Origin of the sequence: Oceanimonas sp. MB9, assembly GCF_011319775.1 — a bacterium.
Lineage (GTDB): Bacteria > Pseudomonadota > Gammaproteobacteria > Enterobacterales > Aeromonadaceae > Oceanimonas > Oceanimonas doudoroffii.
This window is the reverse complement of sequence record NZ_VFBE01000004.1, coordinates 95,751-110,199: the sequence shown is the minus strand read 5'-3', so window position 1 is coordinate 110,199 and position 14,449 is coordinate 95,751. Positions and strand designations below refer to the sequence as shown.

The window sequence follows — 14,449 nt, the reverse complement described above, 5'->3', positions numbered from 1 at the left end:
CTCAGGCGGGTTCGCCTGTGTCCAGGTGATCGGTGAGGCGAATGGCCGATACCAGCCGGTCTTCCAGCTCAAAGCGCTCTTCCAGCAACTCGCCCAGCCGGCTCAGATCCTGATCCAGTTCCAGCAGGGTATCGTCGTCGGCCTCGGTGTACTTGTCGTGAAAGTTGAGGGCGTCGTCGGTGTTGCGCTTGATACGCGGATAAATGCGTTCGGCCAGCACTCGGGCATTGCCCTTGGAGGCCTCATAGGCCGCCAGCACATGGTCATAGACCTCGAAGTGTCCGGCCGATACGTAATCGACCAGCTGGCCGCAGAATTCGTGCAGCTCTTCCTGAGCCGGCAGGGTTTTCTGATGGGTGGAAAGGCGAATGTATTCCACGAGTAAACTCTGGCGGGCGTTGAGAAAGGCGTCCAGTGCCTTGTGGATGCCGCCGAGTCTGGCCTTGGTCTGTTCCAGTTTCCCGAGCATGGTTCCCTCCGTGGGCTGCCTGATGGGCTCATTAACTATAACTAAAGAAAAGTCGCGTCCCGGTCAAGAGCCAGTGGCGATTAACTGACCATTCTGGCACCGTCCCCGGGTTTTTCGCGTTCCCGGGCTGTGGTGGTACAATGCGGCCAAATTTTGCCACCCGATGCGGAACGACGGAATGAAACCACTCAAAAACGATACCTATCTACGCGCCCTGTTACGTCAGCCTACCGACTATACGCCGGTGTGGATGATGCGTCAGGCTGGCCGTTATCTGCCGGAATACAAGGCCACCCGGGCCCAGGCCGGTGACTTTATGTCGTTGTGCCGCAATGCCGAGCTGGCCTGTGAAGTCACCCTGCAGCCGCTGCGTCGTTTTCCGCTGGACGCGGCCATTCTGTTTTCCGACATTCTGACCATTCCCGATGCCATGGGACTGGGTCTGTACTTCGAAACCGGCGAGGGCCCGCGCTTTGAGCGTCCGGTCACCTGTGCCGCCGATGTGGCGCGTATTGGCGTGCCCGATCCGGAAGGTGAGCTGGGTTATGTGATGAACGCGGTGCGCACCATTCGTCGCGAGCTACAGGGGGAAGTGCCGCTTATCGGCTTTTCCGGCAGCCCCTGGACCCTGGCCACCTACATGGTGGAAGGCGGCAGCTCCAAGGCCTTTACCAAAATAAAGAAAATGATGTATGCCGAGCCGCAGACCCTGCACCTGCTGCTCGACAAGCTGGCCGACAGCGTGATCAGCTACCTCAACGCCCAGGTGGCGGCGGGCGCCCAGTCGCTGATGATCTTTGACACCTGGGGCGGCGTGCTGACCCCGCGGGATTACAACGACTTCTCGCTGCAGTATATGGCCAAGATTGTGGACGGCCTGACCCGAGAAAGCGACGGTCGCCGAGTACCGGTAACCCTGTTCACCAAGAACGGCGGCCAGTGGCTGGAAGCCATCGCCGCCACCGGCTGCGATGCCGTGGGACTGGACTGGACCATCAATATCGCCGACGCCAAACGCCGGGTGGGTGACAAGGTGGCGCTGCAGGGCAACATGGATCCATCCATGCTCTATGCCTCGCCCGAGCGTATCGAGCAGGAAGTGGCCGGTATTCTGGAAGGCTTTGGCCATGGCCCCGGCCATGTGTTCAACCTGGGGCACGGTATTCATCTGGATGTGGAGCCTGAGCATGCCGGCGCCTTTATCGAATCGGTGCACCGGCTGTCGCGGCCCTATCACGCGGAGTAAGCATGCATGCCGGGTCAGCCCGGCATTCATGAACACTCGCAAACAAAAAAAGCGCCGAACGGCGCTTTTTTTTTGAGATGGCGTATGTCAGCCGCCGACCAGCTGTTGCTTGTATTGTTTCACCTTCACCAGGAACTGCTGGCGGGCCGTGCCGGTCAGGCCCTCGGCCATGGGCAGCTTGACCTGCATGGGGTCGACGGCGCGGTTGTTGACCAGAAACTCGTAATGCAGGTGCGGACCGGTGGAGCGGCCGGTGTTGCCCGACAGGGCAATACGGTCGCCCCGGCGCACCTTGTCACCCGGCTTCACCAGAAATTTGCTCAGGTGCAGGTAGCGGGTGGTGTACTTGCGGCCGTGGCGAATCACCAGATAGTTGCCGGCCAGACGGTGGCGTACCGCCTTGACTACTACGCCGTCACTGGGTGCCACCACGGCGGTGCCGGTGGGCACGGCAAAGTCGGTGCCCTTGTGGGGGCGAATGCGGCCGGTAACCGGGTGTTTGCGGTGCAGGTTGAAGTTGGAGCTGATGCGCGAGTGATGCTGCAGGGGAATGCGCAGGAAACCCCGTTCCATGCTGTTGCCCTCTGCATCATAGAAGTTGCCGTTTTCGTGGCGAAAGGCCTGATAGCTGCGGCCGGCGTTGACGATCTCTACCGCCTGCAGTTCGGCCTTGCCGGTGCTCTGGCCTTCCACGAACTCGCGTTTGACTACCACCTTGAAGGTATCGCCCTGGCGCAGGTCTCGGGCGAAGTTGAGCTGCCACTGAAACAGGTTGGCTACCTTCTGGATCTGGCCGGCGGACAGGCCGGCACTGCGGGCGCTGAGGTAGAAGCTGCCGTTGATGGTGCCGTTGAGGCTGCGGCTTTCCCAGTGGCTTTCCTCGGTTTTCAGCCGGCTTTTATAACCGTCGCCGCTGCGACTGAAAATGCGGGTGTGCATGATGTCGCGCTGAATCTTGAACTCCTGCAGCAGGTTGTTCTCGTCGATCAGCAGATACAGGGTCTGGCCGGGCTTGAGGCCGTCGAGCACCCGGTTGTCATCGGCATCCAGCAGCTTGTACATGGTGGCCAGGGGCAGGCCCAGGCCGTTGAAAATGGTGCTCAGGGTGTCGCCGTTCTGGACCACGTATTCCTGCCATTCCGGCTCACTGGCGGCGATCTCGTCCAGGGCGTCGACGGGTTCGGCGGCGCCGATATCGTCGTTGGGCAGGGAATAAAATTCGGTGCTGTCAACCTGCTCCTGCTGGTGCTGGGGCACATGCAGACTGGCCGGAATGCTGATGCGTACGGGGCCGTCGATCAGTTCGCCCGGCGTGGGCATCAGGGTGGCGGTGGCAAGGGTCAGGCCGCTGAGCAGAACGATGCCATACAGGTGACGTCTGGGCAGGGGGACTGGCATCTCTTGCAGTCTGCTTTGTATCGGGCGGAGAAACTTCATCCGGGTTACCTGTGCCTGTGGATTACTACTCGATGCATGCGAATGCCGTTTTATGGCTTGCTTTAATAACTATAAAAGATAAAACAGCTTTTTTTATTACAAAATGGCCCGAAAATTTCGGGCCACCAAGGTTAGTGCATCAATCAACACGAAAGTTCGGCATTATACAAAAATTTCTGGCTGTGTGTTTACCTTTCATTCAGCAAACAGACGGCCATGTTTTCACTTAGCTTGAGCATAAAGTCAAAGTAGCCGTCAGGACCGGCCTCAATGTCACTGGCCAGAGGATCCAACACCGCCACTCGGGCTTGGGTGCCGCGTACCACGGCATTTACGACCGCCGGACGAAACTGGGGTTCGGCAAACACGCATTCGGCGCTGGCATCCAGCAGTGCCTGGTGAATTCGGGTCACGGTCTGGGCCCCGGGGGCGCGCTCCGGGTTAATGGTGAAATGGCCGAGGGACGGAATGTCGTAGTGATCTTCCCAGTAGCCATAGGCATCATGAAACACGAAATAGCCCTTGTCTTGAGCAGGTGCCAGGCGTTCGGCCACCCGCTTGTCGGTGTCGGCCAGTGTTGACTCAAACCGGACCAGGTTAGCCTGATATCGATCAAGGTTGGCGGGATCCAATTCGCCCAGGCGTTCGACGATCAGCCGGGCGATGTGCAGGGCATGGTGTGGATCCAGCCAGATGTGCGGATCCCGGCCGCCGTGATCATGCTCGTCTTCGGCACTGTCGTCGGCGATCTCGACCTTGTCATGACCATGATGATCTTCGTGCGCTTCATGGCCATCATGATCCCGGTGTTCATGTGCGTCGTGACTGTCATGATCATGGTGTTCGTGCGCTGCGTGGCCATCATGATGATCGTGCTTTTGATGGTCGTCGTGATCAGATCCTTCATGATGATCGTGCGCGCTGGCCGGCATCTGGGCCATCAGCGCCAGGCCGTTGTTGCTGTTGCCCAGCAACGGGGTCAGAAAGCCTTCCAGCTCGGGGCCGACCCAGATCACCAGATCCGCGTTCTTGATTCGACGCAGATCCGAGGGCTTGAGGGAATAGTCATGGGGCGAGGTACCCGGCTTGAGCAGCAGCCCGGCCGGCTTGCCACCCTCGGTAATGGCGTTGGCAATCAGCTGCAGTGGTTTGACGGTGGTGAGGATCTCGACGGCACCGACCTGGCTGCTCAGCAGCAGGGCCAGAAAAAACAGGGGTCTCATGAGCGGATATCTCTGCAGTTGTGAATGGAATTAAATCGAGCATGAATGTTATATTATTACAAATATTGAAGTAAAGGCGCGCAGTGCATGAGCAAACTGGTGGAACTGACGGACGTTGGCCTCGAGGCCGACGGCAATGTCATCCTGGATCGTATCTCCCTGAGTCTTCACGGCGGTGAGATCCTGACGGTGGTGGGGCCCAACGGCGCCGGTAAAAGTTCGTTGATCAAACTGGTACTCGAGCTGCGTCAGGCCACCAGTGGCACCCTGTGGCGCAAACCGGGCCTGCGGGTGGGATATGTGCCCCAGAAGTTGCACCTGGATCCGGTGCTGCCGCTGACGGTGGCGCGTTTTCTCAGTCTGTCCCGCGGGCGGCGGCTGACCGTGGCCCAGGCCTTGGCCAGAGTCGGCGGCGAGCGCCTGGCCGACAGGGCCATGCAGGCGCTCTCCGGCGGCGAGATGCAGCGCATTCTGCTGGCCCGGGCTCTGATGATGGCGCCCGAGCTGCTGATCCTTGACGAACCGGCCCAGGGCGTGGACGTGCACGGCCAGACCGAGCTTTATGCCCTGATCCAGCAGCTGGCCGGCGAATTGCAATGTGGCGTGTTGATGGTGTCGCACGACCTGCACCTGGTAATGGCCAGCACCCACAGGGTGATCTGTCTTAACCGTCATGTATGCTGCCACGGTGAACCCGAGCAGGTGGCGCGCCATCCGGAATTTGCCCGCCTGTTTGGCCGCCCCGAGCTGGCCCAGCTGGCGGTGTATACCCACCATCATCATTGTGACGACGAACACCACGGAGACGTACGCCATGTGGGATAGTTTTCTGCTTTACGCCCTGCTGGCGGGGCTGGGCATTGCCCTGCTGGCCGGTCCCCTGGGCAGCTTCGTGGTATGGCGGCGCATGGCCTATTTCGGTGACACCATGGCCCACTCTTCCCTGCTGGGAGTGGCCATGGGGCTGCTGCTGCAGATCAATCTGACCCTGGCGGTGTTGGTGTGCTGCCTGCTGCTGGGTGTGATTCTGGCGGCACTGCAGCGGGGCAGCCGGCTGGGCACCGACACCCTGCTGGGCATTCTGGCCCACACCTCGCTGTCGCTGGGTCTGGTGGCGCTGGCCTTTATGGACAATGTGCGGGTGGATCTGATGGCCTACCTGTTCGGGGATCTGCTGGCGATCCAGCTTGCGGATCTGGCCTGGATCTACGGTGGCGGCGCCGTGCTGCTGCTGGTGCTGCGCAAATTCTGGAGCCCGTTGCTGTCACTGACCGTGAGCGAGGAGCTGGCCCGGGTGGAAGGCGTGCCGGTGGAGCGCCTGCGGCTGCTGCTGTTGCTGATGATCAGCGTGCTGATCGCGGTGGCGATGAAGTTTGTGGGGGCATTGATCATCACCTCGTTGCTGATCATTCCCGCCGCCACCGCCCGGCGTTTCAGCCGTACCCCCGAGCAGATGGCCGCTCTGGCCTCGGGCATCGGTGTGCTGGCCGTGCTCGGTGGCCTGCAGCTGTCGGTGAGTTATGACACTCCCACCGGTCCGTCCGTGGTCGCCGCCGCCGCTACCCTGTTTCTGCTGTCTCAGGTCGTGCCCAGGCGCGGCTGAACCGCCTGTTCTGGCCGCATATCGTCTGTTTGCCGGGCACCTCAGTCGGACAAAGGGCACTGCTTTTCCGGCTCGCCGTGACGAAGTAACAATGCCTGGCCGAACATTGAGTATGTGCGCAGCAGGCATTTTTAGTGAGTGGCCTTTAACGAAGCGTGTCGTGAACTGCAACCGCGCTGTCGCTGAGGCTTACGGCGTCTAGCTTCCCGCTGGTGGCTTGATGCTCAGCACTTCATGCACCCGTGCCTGCAGGGCGGGCACGGTGTCCTGCTCGAACCAGGGGTTTTGCGTCAGCCAGCGGCGGTTGCGCGGTGAAGGGTGGGGCAGGGGAAAACGGTCCGGGGCAAATTCCCGCCAGTGGCGTACCGTGTCGGTCAGGGTGCGATAACGCTTGTCCAGGTAATAGCGCTGGGCATAAAGACCGATCAGCAGGGTCAGCCGAATATTGGGCAATGCCGCCAGAATGCGGGCATGCCAGGTGGGGGCGCATTCCGGCCGGGGCGGCAGATCGCCGCTTTTGCCCCGGCCCGGATAACAAAACCCCATGGGCATGATGGCGACTTGAGCGGCGTCGTAAAACGTTTCGCGGTCGAGATCCAGCCAGCGGCGCAGGGTATTGCCACTGGGATCGTTCCAGGGAATGCCGGTTGCATGCACACGCGTGCCCGGGGCCTGGCCGATGATCAGAATGCGCGCACCTGCTCCCAGCTGCACCACGGGGCGTGGCCCCAGGGGCAGTTCGGCCTCGCACAGCCGGCAGGCGCGCACTGCGGCGAGCAGGCTGTCCATCAGTACCCCAGATCGAAGTTCACCACGCCTTCCATTACCTTGTCTTCCCTGAACTTCAGATAGTTGCGGCTGAAACGGGTCACGATCTGATCCGGAAAGCTATAGCCCGAATTGTGGGGGGTGATCACCACATTGGGCATGTCCCACAGCGGGCTGGTTTCGGGCAGTGGCTCGGTGGCGAACACATCGAGCACGGCGGCGCCGATGCGGCCGGTACGCAGGGTGTGCAGCAGGGCGGTCTCATCCACCGCATCGCCCCGGCCCACGTTAAAGAAGATCACGCCGGGCTTGATGTGGTTGAGGCGGTCGGCGTCAAACAACTGCCGGGTTTCGGGGGTGGAGGGCAGCACGCTCACCACCACATCGGCCCGGGGCAGCACCTTGTTCAGGGCCGGCGGCTGGTAGATGCGGTCAAAGTTGGGGGCTTCACGGCCGGTTCGGCTGATGCCGAGCACTTCCATGCCAAAGTGACGGGCGGTGCCGGCCACGTGCTGGCCGATGCTGCCGGTGCCGAGGATCAGCATGGTCTTGCCCGCCAGGCTCTGGTAGGCAATGGGTTGCCAGTTATGATGGCGTTGCTGTTCTCGATAATGGCGCAGGTGGCGGTTGAGCGACAGCAGATGGGCAAAGACGTACTCGCTCACCAGGGGGCCAAAGATGCCGCGCACATTGGTGAGCAGGTAATCTTGGCGAATGCCCGGGTTCAGCAGCACGTCCACGCCGGCATAGGTGGACTGTACCCACTTGAGCGCTCGGGCTTCCTTTAGCCAGGGACGAATACGGGCGGGCTCGCCCAGCAGAATGTCGGCCCGCTCCAGGCCGGCGCGAATCTCGTTGTCGCTGCCGGGCATCAGCACGGTCAGGCCCGGCAGGTAGGCCTTGCTCAGCAGATCCCGGTAGTGATGATTGTCCTGACTGAGCAGCAGCAGGGTATGATTGGCCATACCTGTTCTCCTTGAAATGGGGTGTTCGCCGGTTTTGTGAGACAATGACACAGACAAAATCTTATACCAGTGTTTCCCCCGCAAACTGTGAGCCTGAAGGGCAAACGCCCACAAGGCCGGCGGGGCAAGCCTAACCACAAGGAATTTCGCGTGTTCGGCGATAAATTTTACAAAAAACTCAATAAGCTCTCGCCCTGGCAGCAAACCGTGTTTGCCCTGGCGCTGGCGGAGCGCATGTATCCCAACTACCGGCTGTTTGCCGATACCGCCGGCTTTGGTGACGGCGAGCGTTTTCGTTATTGCCTAGACGTACTCTGGACCTACCTGACGGTCAAGGGATCCCGGGTGGATCTGACCGCAGAGTTAGAGTCGTTCGAGAATTTTATTCCGGATCCGAGCAAATTTGAATCCTATGGTGCCTACCCGGCCCTGGATGCCTGTGTGTGTCTGGGGGCGGCCTACAACTCGGTGATCTGCCGCATCGGCGAGGAAGCGAGCGAAGCCAGCAATGCCTCACTGGGCACGGTGGCGGGCTTTGCCGAGCTGATGGCGGAGCGGGAGCTGGAAAATGAAGAGCTCTACGAGCATGAGCTGATGGAAGCGGAAATGGAGTTTCAGGTGGAGCTTCTGGAGCGGGTGGCCCAGCCCCGTGAGGCCGAGCTCATCATGGCGGTGCGTGATTTTGCCGCCCAGGGAGGCGTGTCCAATATCGGCATCAGTCTGGACGCCTGATCCTCAGCGGGAAAGCAGTCGGGCGATGGAGTGTCCCATTGCTTTCCCCCTTAATTCTTCGCGCCTCGCCTGACATTACTCGTGCAGCAGGCTGCCCACCTGCAGCAGGGGCGCCACATCCAGATCATGGGCGTTCATCATCGAGGAAATGCGCTGCACCGAGGACAGCAGCAGATTCTGCTCCCATTCTTCCAGAGACTGAAAACGCTGAATAAAGCTTTCCTGCAGCGGCCGCGGCGCAGTTTTCAGCTTGTCCACGCCGGCTTCGGTCAGCACCGCATGCACCTTGCGTTTGTCGGTCTGGCTGCGCTCGCGGCGCACCAGCTGTTTTTGTTCCAGCCGGTCGATAATGGTGGTGGCGGTGGCCTGGCTCATGTTGGTGGCCTGGGCCAGCTTGCGCATGGTGATGTCGCCGTGCTCGCGAATGGCCTGCATCAGCAGCAGCTGCGGCCCGGTGAGGCCCGACGCCTTGCTGAGCTGGCGGGAATGGAGATCGATGGCGCGGATGATCTGGCGCAGGGCTACCAGTACCTCTTCATGTTTTTCCACTATCTACCTGTCTGTGTTCTTTGATGATGGGCATGCTTAAATCGCGCGCACCATAGCGCAAAACCGTTCGGGTTGAAAGTCCCGTCGGGATCCGCGTCATGGTTTGAACACCCGCGGCCGTGACTCAGGGGTAATTGTATGTACAATTGAAGATCACAGCAGGAGGCCCAGTGACCCAGTCGATTCCCCTTTATCAGCAGATCAAGCAGCATATTCTGGCCCGCATCGAATCGGGGGAATACCCGCTGCACCAGCAAATTCCGCCCGAGCAGGAGCTGGCCGGCCAGTTCGGCGTCAGCCGCATGACCGCGCACAAGGCCATTCGTGATCTGGTGCAGGAAGGCTACCTGATGCGCCGGGCCGGGCTGGGCACCTTTGTGACCGAGCCCAAGGCGGAGTCGCCCCTGGCCGACATCAATAACATCGCCGACGAGGTACGCAGCCGGGGCCATGACTACACCAATCGGGTGCTGGTGCTGGACAGCCGCCGCGCCGACGAGGAAGTGGCCCTGAACATGGGCATGCGGCTTAACTCAAAGGTGTTTCATTCGGTGCTGGTGCACCTGGAGAACGGCGTGCCCATTCAGGTGGAAGAGCGCTTCGTCAACCCGCAGCTGGCGCCGGGCTACCTGCAGTGCGACTTCGGCCTCCAGACCCCCAATGCCTACCTGGTACAGCAGTGCCCGCTGTCGGATCTGGAGCACATTGTCGAGGCCCGGCTGGCGCCGGCCAACATCGGTGACTGGCTGCAGGTGGCTCACGATCAACCCTGCCTGCTGGTGACCCGGCGCACCTGGTCGCTGCACCAACTGGTGAGCTTTGCCCGCCTCTGGCACCCCGGCAACCGCTACAAGTTGAGATCAACGCTGAAGCTGTAAGTGCCGTGCAATTCAGCAGCAGTGCGGTTGCGCTACGCCGACACGCTGCAAATACATCCATGTAGCGCTCGGCAAATGTCGTCCCTGACATTTGACGGTCAGCTCCGGCAATCCCCACTGCTGCTTCGTGACGAGCCAGAGTCGTCTGTGAAGTTAATCCGTTGGCTGGGCGGAGAACGCAGAGCCGTAGGTTGCGAATGAGCGCAGCGAATTCCAACATCTCGCAGGCGGCTTCGTGTTGGAATTCGTTTCTCATTTCACAACCTATCGGCCGGGGGAACTCCACGACTTTTAGCTTCCAGCTTCCAGCTCTCCGAAGGAGTGTTACCGCCAGCGGGTCAGCTGCAAATCCAGGCTGTGGCTGCCGTCGGTGAGCTGAATTTCCTCGTCCTGCAGGGTGGCGAACAGGTCCATGCTGCGCTGGCACAATTCACTCAGCTGCGCCGGTTGCGGATCGGTCAGGTGAAAAATCTCCAGCCTGGGCAGCTGGCCCAGCTCTATCTGGTGCTTGCTCCACCATTCCTCGGCGCTGCGCCCGCCATAGCTGTAAACCACCACGTGTTCGGCCCGGGACAGGGCCTGCTTGATACGCTTGACGCTGGGCTCGCCCAGTTCCACCCAGAGCACAATGCGGCCATCGGGTGCCTTTTGCCACAGCTCCGGCTCGTCGTCGGTGCTGAGCCCCTTGGTAAAGCCGAGTTCCTCGTCGGCGTGGCGCATAAAGGCCAGCAGCCGCACCATCAGGCGGGTGTCGGTTTCGGAAGGATGCTGGGCCACGGTCAGGCTGTGGGCCTGGTAATAGTGGCGGGTCATATCGCTGATATTGATGCGCACCTTGCGCAGGGTGGCGGAAAGGGCCATGGCTGGGGTTCCGTGCAAAAGCGCCTATAGTAACGGCAAGTGGCGCACCCGGCTAATAAAAAGCCCGCACGAGGGCGGGCCGGTTGGTGGGGATTCTCAGGGGGCGATCATCATGGCCACGGGAATGGCCAGCAGCAGGCTCAGAAAGGCACGAATAAACCAGATAAGTACCAGGGTGCCGACCTTCAGCGGAATGCGGGTAGCCAGAATGCAGGGAATGGATGCCGAGAAAAACAGCACCGACGACACGCATACCACGCCGGCGGCAAAGCGGGCCACAAAGTCGGCCTCCGCCATCAGCAGCGCCGGCAGGAACATTTCCGCCAGGCCCGAGGCGGTGGCCCGGGACAACGCCATGCCTTCTTCCAGCCCCCATACCAGTGTGGCCGGGTAGAACAGGTAGCCCAGCCAGTCGAACAGCGGCGTGTATTTGGCCACCAGCAGCCCAATCAGTCCAACCGACATAATGGTTGGCAGTATGCTGATGGTCATCACCAGGCCATCGCGAAAGTTCTCCAGCACATTGCGCGGCAGGGACGAGGCCTGCTCGGCCACCCGCAGGCCGTTTTGCCAGGCCAGGGCCAGACGTCGGCCCGGCTCTCCCACCGGCTCCCGGTGTTCGGCGCCGTCATCCATACGGGACAGGGGCGGCAGCCGTACCGTGATGGCGGTAACCACAAAGGTGATCACCAGGGTCAGCCAGAAATACTGATTCCAGATATCCATCAGATCCAGGGTCTTGGCCACAATGATCATAAAGGTGGCTGACACGGTGGAAAACCCGGTGGCGATAATGGCGGCTTCCCGGGCGGAATAGTGTCCCGAGCCGTACACCCGGTTGGTGATCAGCAGGCCGATGGAGTAGCTGCCCACAAAGGAGGCCACCGCATCGATGGCCGAACGCCCCGGGGTGCGCCAGATCGGGCGCATCAGCTTCTGCACCAGAATGCCGATGGCCTCCAGCAGGCCATAGCCCACCAGAAAGGCCAGAAACACCGAGCCGAGCGGCACAATCAGCCCCACCGAAATCACCAGCTTGTTAAACAGAAAGGGCAGCATGTCCGGCGTCTGCAGGGCGGCGGGCCCCATGCCGGTGAGCGCCAGCGCACCGGCGATGACGCCCAGCCACTTCAGCAGCAGAAAGATGCGATCGGTCTGGCTTCGCCGCCATTGGCCGCTGATCAGCGGATAGACCGCCCCGGCCAGTATCATGGCCATGGCATACCAGCCGGCCCCGGTTTCCCCCATTGCAGTGCGCAACCAGCCCACCATGTGATCCAGCGGAATACTGGTCTTGCCCTGCAGGGTGACGGGAATAAAAAAGATGAGGATGCCCACGGCGCTGAGTCCCAGCAGGCGAAGGGTGGCCCGCAGGGAAGTGCGGGACTCGGTGGTGGCGTACTGCATTGAGAAAACCTCCCTGTAAATGATGTCTAATGTATATACATAAACCGGTCCATTGTTAATAAGTCGTTTATTTATGATGTGATCCTTGTCAATTAATCGGCGGTAATGCCAAATTGGACTTGCCATACCGGGGTGGAATGTATAAATGTATATACAAATATTCATGCGAGGAGTCTGTCATGTCGCAACCGGATCGTCTCTGGATCAACGTCACCCTGTTTGACGGCCTGGCCACCGCCGCCGAGCCCATGGCGGTAGCGGTAACAAACGGCCTGATCGAGCGGGTCTGCCCGATGAGCGAACTGTTGGTCGGCGAACCGGCGGCCGGTGAGGTGATCGACGCCGAGGGCCGGGTGCTGACCCCGGGGCTGGTGGACTGCCATACCCACCTGGTGTTTGGCGGTAGCCGCGCCGGTGAGTTTGAGGCCCGGCTCGAGGGTAAAAGTTATGAAGAGATCGCCCGCGCCGGCGGCGGCATTCTCAGCACGGTGCGCGCCACCCGCGAGGCCAGCGAAGAGGAGCTGTACCAGGCCGCGCTGCCGCGCCTTGAGGCGCTGATGAGTGACGGCGTGACCACGGTGGAGGTCAAGTCCGGTTACGGCCTGACCGTGGAAGACGAACTCAAGATGCTGCGGGTGGCCCGCCGGCTGGGGCGTGAGCGGCCGGTGCGGGTGATAACCACCCTGCTTGGAGCCCATGCCCTGCCACCGGAATACAAGGACGATGCCGACGGCTATATAGATCTGGTGTGCAACCGCATGATTCCGGCGGCGGCCGCCGAAGGGTTGGCGGATGCGGTGGATGTGTTCTGCGAGGGCATCGGTTTTTCGGTGGCGCAGTGTCAGCGGGTCTATGTCGCCGCCAGGGCTCATGGTCTGGCCATCAAGGGTCACACCGAGCAGCTGTCCAATCTGGGCGGCAGCGCCGCTGCGGCCCGGGCCGGGGCCCTGTCGGTAGATCATATCGAATACCTGGACGAAGCCGGAGTTATTGCTCTCGCCGAGGCCGGCACGGTCGCCACCCTGTTGCCCGGCGCCTTTTACATGCTGCGCGAAACCAGAGTGCCGCCCATTGAGCTGTTGCGCCGCCATGGGGTGCCCATGGCCCTGGCCACCGACGCCAACCCGGGTACCTCGCCGATTTTCAGCCTGAAACTGATGCTGAGCATGGCCTGCACCCTGTTCCGGCTCACGCCGCTGGAAGCCCTGAGCGGGGTCACCGCCCACGGCGCTCGCGCCTTGGGGCTGCATCAACAGATCGGGCGCATTGCTCCCGGGCTGCGGGCGGATCTGTGTCTGTGGAACACCAGCAACCCGGCGGAGCTGGCCTACAGCGTGGGCCTGCCGACCCTGAATCAACGCATGGTCGCGGGAGATCCGACATGAGTATAGATATGAGCAACTGGAGCGGACGCATTGATCCGGAAACCAACAGCCCGCGCTGGCACCAGCGAGTGCAGCCGCTGACCGAAGGCGCGGCCCCGGGCACCGCCCTGGTGGGCTTTTGCAGCGACGAAGGCGTGCGCCGCAACAAGGGCCGGACAGGCGCCGCCGGCGGTCCCGCGGCCCTGCGCCGGGCCCTGGGTCCGCTGGCCTGGCACCAGAGTGCGCCGGCCTATGATGCCGGAGACGTGGTGTGCCAGGGCGAGGATCTGGAGGGCGCTCATCGGGCGCTGGCGGAGCGGGTGGCGCACAGCCTGGCCGCCGGCCACTTTCCCATCGTGATGGGCGGCGGTCACGAGGTGGCGTTTGGCTCCTGGAGCGGCCTGGCAAAGCATCTGGCGAAGACGGAGCAGTGCCCGCGCATCGGCATCATCAATTTCGATGCCCACTTCGATCTGCGGGATCCGCAGTTCGTGGTGTCGTCGGGCACCCCCTTTGCTCAGATCGCCAACGCCTGCGATCAGCGCGACTGGCCTTTTGCCTACGCCTGTCTGGGGGTCAGTCGGGCCGCCAATACCCAGGCGCTGTTTGCCCGGGCCGAGCGGCTGGGGGTGCTGGTGCGGGAAGACAAGGCCATGACCGCCGCCGCCCTGCCGGCGCTGATCGAGGCGCTCAACGGCTTTATGGCGAACTGCGATCACCTTTACCTGACCGTGGATATCGATGTCTTTCCCGCCGCCCAGGCCCCCGGCGTGAGTGCGCCGGCGCCCCGGGGCGTGGGGCTGGAAGTGATCGAGCCCCTGATTGAACACATTCACGCCAGCGGCAAGCTGCGGCTGGCGGATTTGGCAGAACTCAACCCCGAGTACGACGTGGACGGCCACACGGCCCGTCTGGCGGCTCGATTGATCCATACATTGGCACCATAA

The 14,449-nt window shown here is 61.6% G+C and carries 15 protein-coding genes; 7 read left to right on the top strand and 8 right to left on the bottom strand.

Translation table 11 applies throughout. The features are described from left to right. Position 1 precedes the first annotated feature (1 nt). Positions 2-469 (bottom strand): sigma D regulator, encoded by a 468-nt coding sequence (rsd, locus tag OJHNALOF_RS03110; protein WP_094201812.1) that lies wholly within the window; start codon positions 467-469, stop codon positions 2-4. Between the two features lie 178 nt (positions 470-647). Between rsd and hemE the strand changes: the two genes are divergently transcribed. After that, a complete protein-coding gene (gene hemE / locus OJHNALOF_RS03105) occupies positions 648-1,715 on the top strand; it encodes a uroporphyrinogen decarboxylase (protein WP_165661123.1) in 1,068 nt (355 codons plus the stop codon). An 87-nt stretch (positions 1,716-1,802) separates the two neighbouring features. On the opposite strand, the gene mepM is transcribed toward hemE, so the two are convergent. Together mepM and znuA are read right to left on the bottom strand one after the other, a co-directional pair. After that, complete coding sequence (gene mepM / locus OJHNALOF_RS03100; RefSeq protein ID WP_165661122.1) at positions 1,803-3,152, bottom strand: murein DD-endopeptidase MepM; 1,350 nt, start codon at positions 3,150-3,152, stop codon at positions 1,803-1,805. Between the two features lie 188 nt (positions 3,153-3,340). Continuing rightward, positions 3,341-4,375: a zinc ABC transporter substrate-binding protein ZnuA gene (znuA, locus tag OJHNALOF_RS03095; protein ID WP_165661121.1), complete on the bottom strand. Its 1,035-nt coding sequence runs from the start codon at positions 4,373-4,375 to the stop codon at positions 3,341-3,343. Between the two features lie 87 nt (positions 4,376-4,462). Here znuA and znuC point away from each other — a divergent pair, with 87 nt between their 5' ends. Both znuC and znuB read left to right on the top strand, forming a co-directional pair. Next, on the top strand, positions 4,463-5,200 hold the full coding sequence (gene znuC / locus OJHNALOF_RS03090) for a zinc ABC transporter ATP-binding protein ZnuC (RefSeq protein WP_165661120.1): 738 nt from the start codon (positions 4,463-4,465) through the stop codon (positions 5,198-5,200). Continuing rightward, the gene (znuB, locus tag OJHNALOF_RS03085) at positions 5,190-5,978 is read left to right on the top strand and encodes a zinc ABC transporter permease subunit ZnuB (RefSeq protein ID WP_094201817.1); all 789 of its coding nucleotides are present in this window, start codon (positions 5,190-5,192) and stop codon (positions 5,976-5,978) included. Before znuC ends, znuB begins: the two co-directional genes overlap by 11 nt. A gap of 198 nt (positions 5,979-6,176) precedes the next feature. Here znuB and OJHNALOF_RS03080 read toward each other — a convergent pair whose 3' ends face one another. Continuing rightward, entirely contained in the window at positions 6,177-6,767 is a 591-nt protein-coding gene (locus OJHNALOF_RS03080; protein WP_165661119.1) for a uracil-DNA glycosylase family protein, read from the bottom strand. Continuing rightward, positions 6,767-7,711, bottom strand: a complete 945-nt coding sequence (locus OJHNALOF_RS03075) for a D-2-hydroxyacid dehydrogenase (RefSeq protein ID WP_094201819.1) — start codon at positions 7,709-7,711, stop codon at positions 6,767-6,769. Before OJHNALOF_RS03075 ends, OJHNALOF_RS03080 begins: the two co-directional genes overlap by 1 nt. 150 nt (positions 7,712-7,861) lie before the next feature. Between OJHNALOF_RS03075 and OJHNALOF_RS03070 the strand changes: the two genes are divergently transcribed. After that, positions 7,862-8,443, top strand: coding sequence for a YjaG family protein (locus tag OJHNALOF_RS03070; protein ID WP_165661118.1), 582 nt, complete (start codon positions 7,862-7,864; stop codon positions 8,441-8,443). A 75-nt stretch (positions 8,444-8,518) separates the two neighbouring features. Here the strand turns inward: OJHNALOF_RS03070 and OJHNALOF_RS03065 are convergent, their stop codons facing one another. Then, on the bottom strand, positions 8,519-8,992 hold the full coding sequence (locus OJHNALOF_RS03065; RefSeq protein WP_094201821.1) for a MarR family winged helix-turn-helix transcriptional regulator: 474 nt from the start codon (positions 8,990-8,992) through the stop codon (positions 8,519-8,521). Positions 8,993-9,162: 170 nt separating this feature from the next. Here OJHNALOF_RS03065 and hutC point away from each other — a divergent pair, with 170 nt between their 5' ends. Further along, on the top strand, positions 9,163-9,870 hold the full coding sequence (hutC, locus tag OJHNALOF_RS03060) for a histidine utilization repressor (RefSeq protein ID WP_165661117.1): 708 nt from the start codon (positions 9,163-9,165) through the stop codon (positions 9,868-9,870). Between the two features lie 324 nt (positions 9,871-10,194). On the opposite strand, the gene OJHNALOF_RS03055 is transcribed toward hutC, so the two are convergent. Both OJHNALOF_RS03055 and OJHNALOF_RS03050 read right to left on the bottom strand, forming a co-directional pair. After that, complete coding sequence (locus OJHNALOF_RS03055; protein ID WP_094201823.1) at positions 10,195-10,731, bottom strand: YaeQ family protein; 537 nt, start codon at positions 10,729-10,731, stop codon at positions 10,195-10,197. A 96-nt stretch (positions 10,732-10,827) separates the two neighbouring features. Next, positions 10,828-12,138 (bottom strand): YjiH family protein, encoded by a 1,311-nt coding sequence (locus tag OJHNALOF_RS03050; protein WP_165661116.1) that lies wholly within the window; start codon positions 12,136-12,138, stop codon positions 10,828-10,830. Between the two features lie 179 nt (positions 12,139-12,317). Here OJHNALOF_RS03050 and hutI point away from each other — a divergent pair, with 179 nt between their 5' ends. Beyond that, a complete protein-coding gene (gene hutI / locus OJHNALOF_RS03045; RefSeq protein ID WP_165661115.1) occupies positions 12,318-13,523 on the top strand; it encodes an imidazolonepropionase in 1,206 nt (401 codons plus the stop codon). Continuing rightward, positions 13,520-14,449 (top strand): formimidoylglutamase, encoded by a 930-nt coding sequence (gene hutG, locus OJHNALOF_RS03040; RefSeq protein WP_165661114.1) that lies wholly within the window; start codon positions 13,520-13,522, stop codon positions 14,447-14,449. The genes hutI and hutG overlap by 4 nt, the downstream gene beginning before the upstream one ends.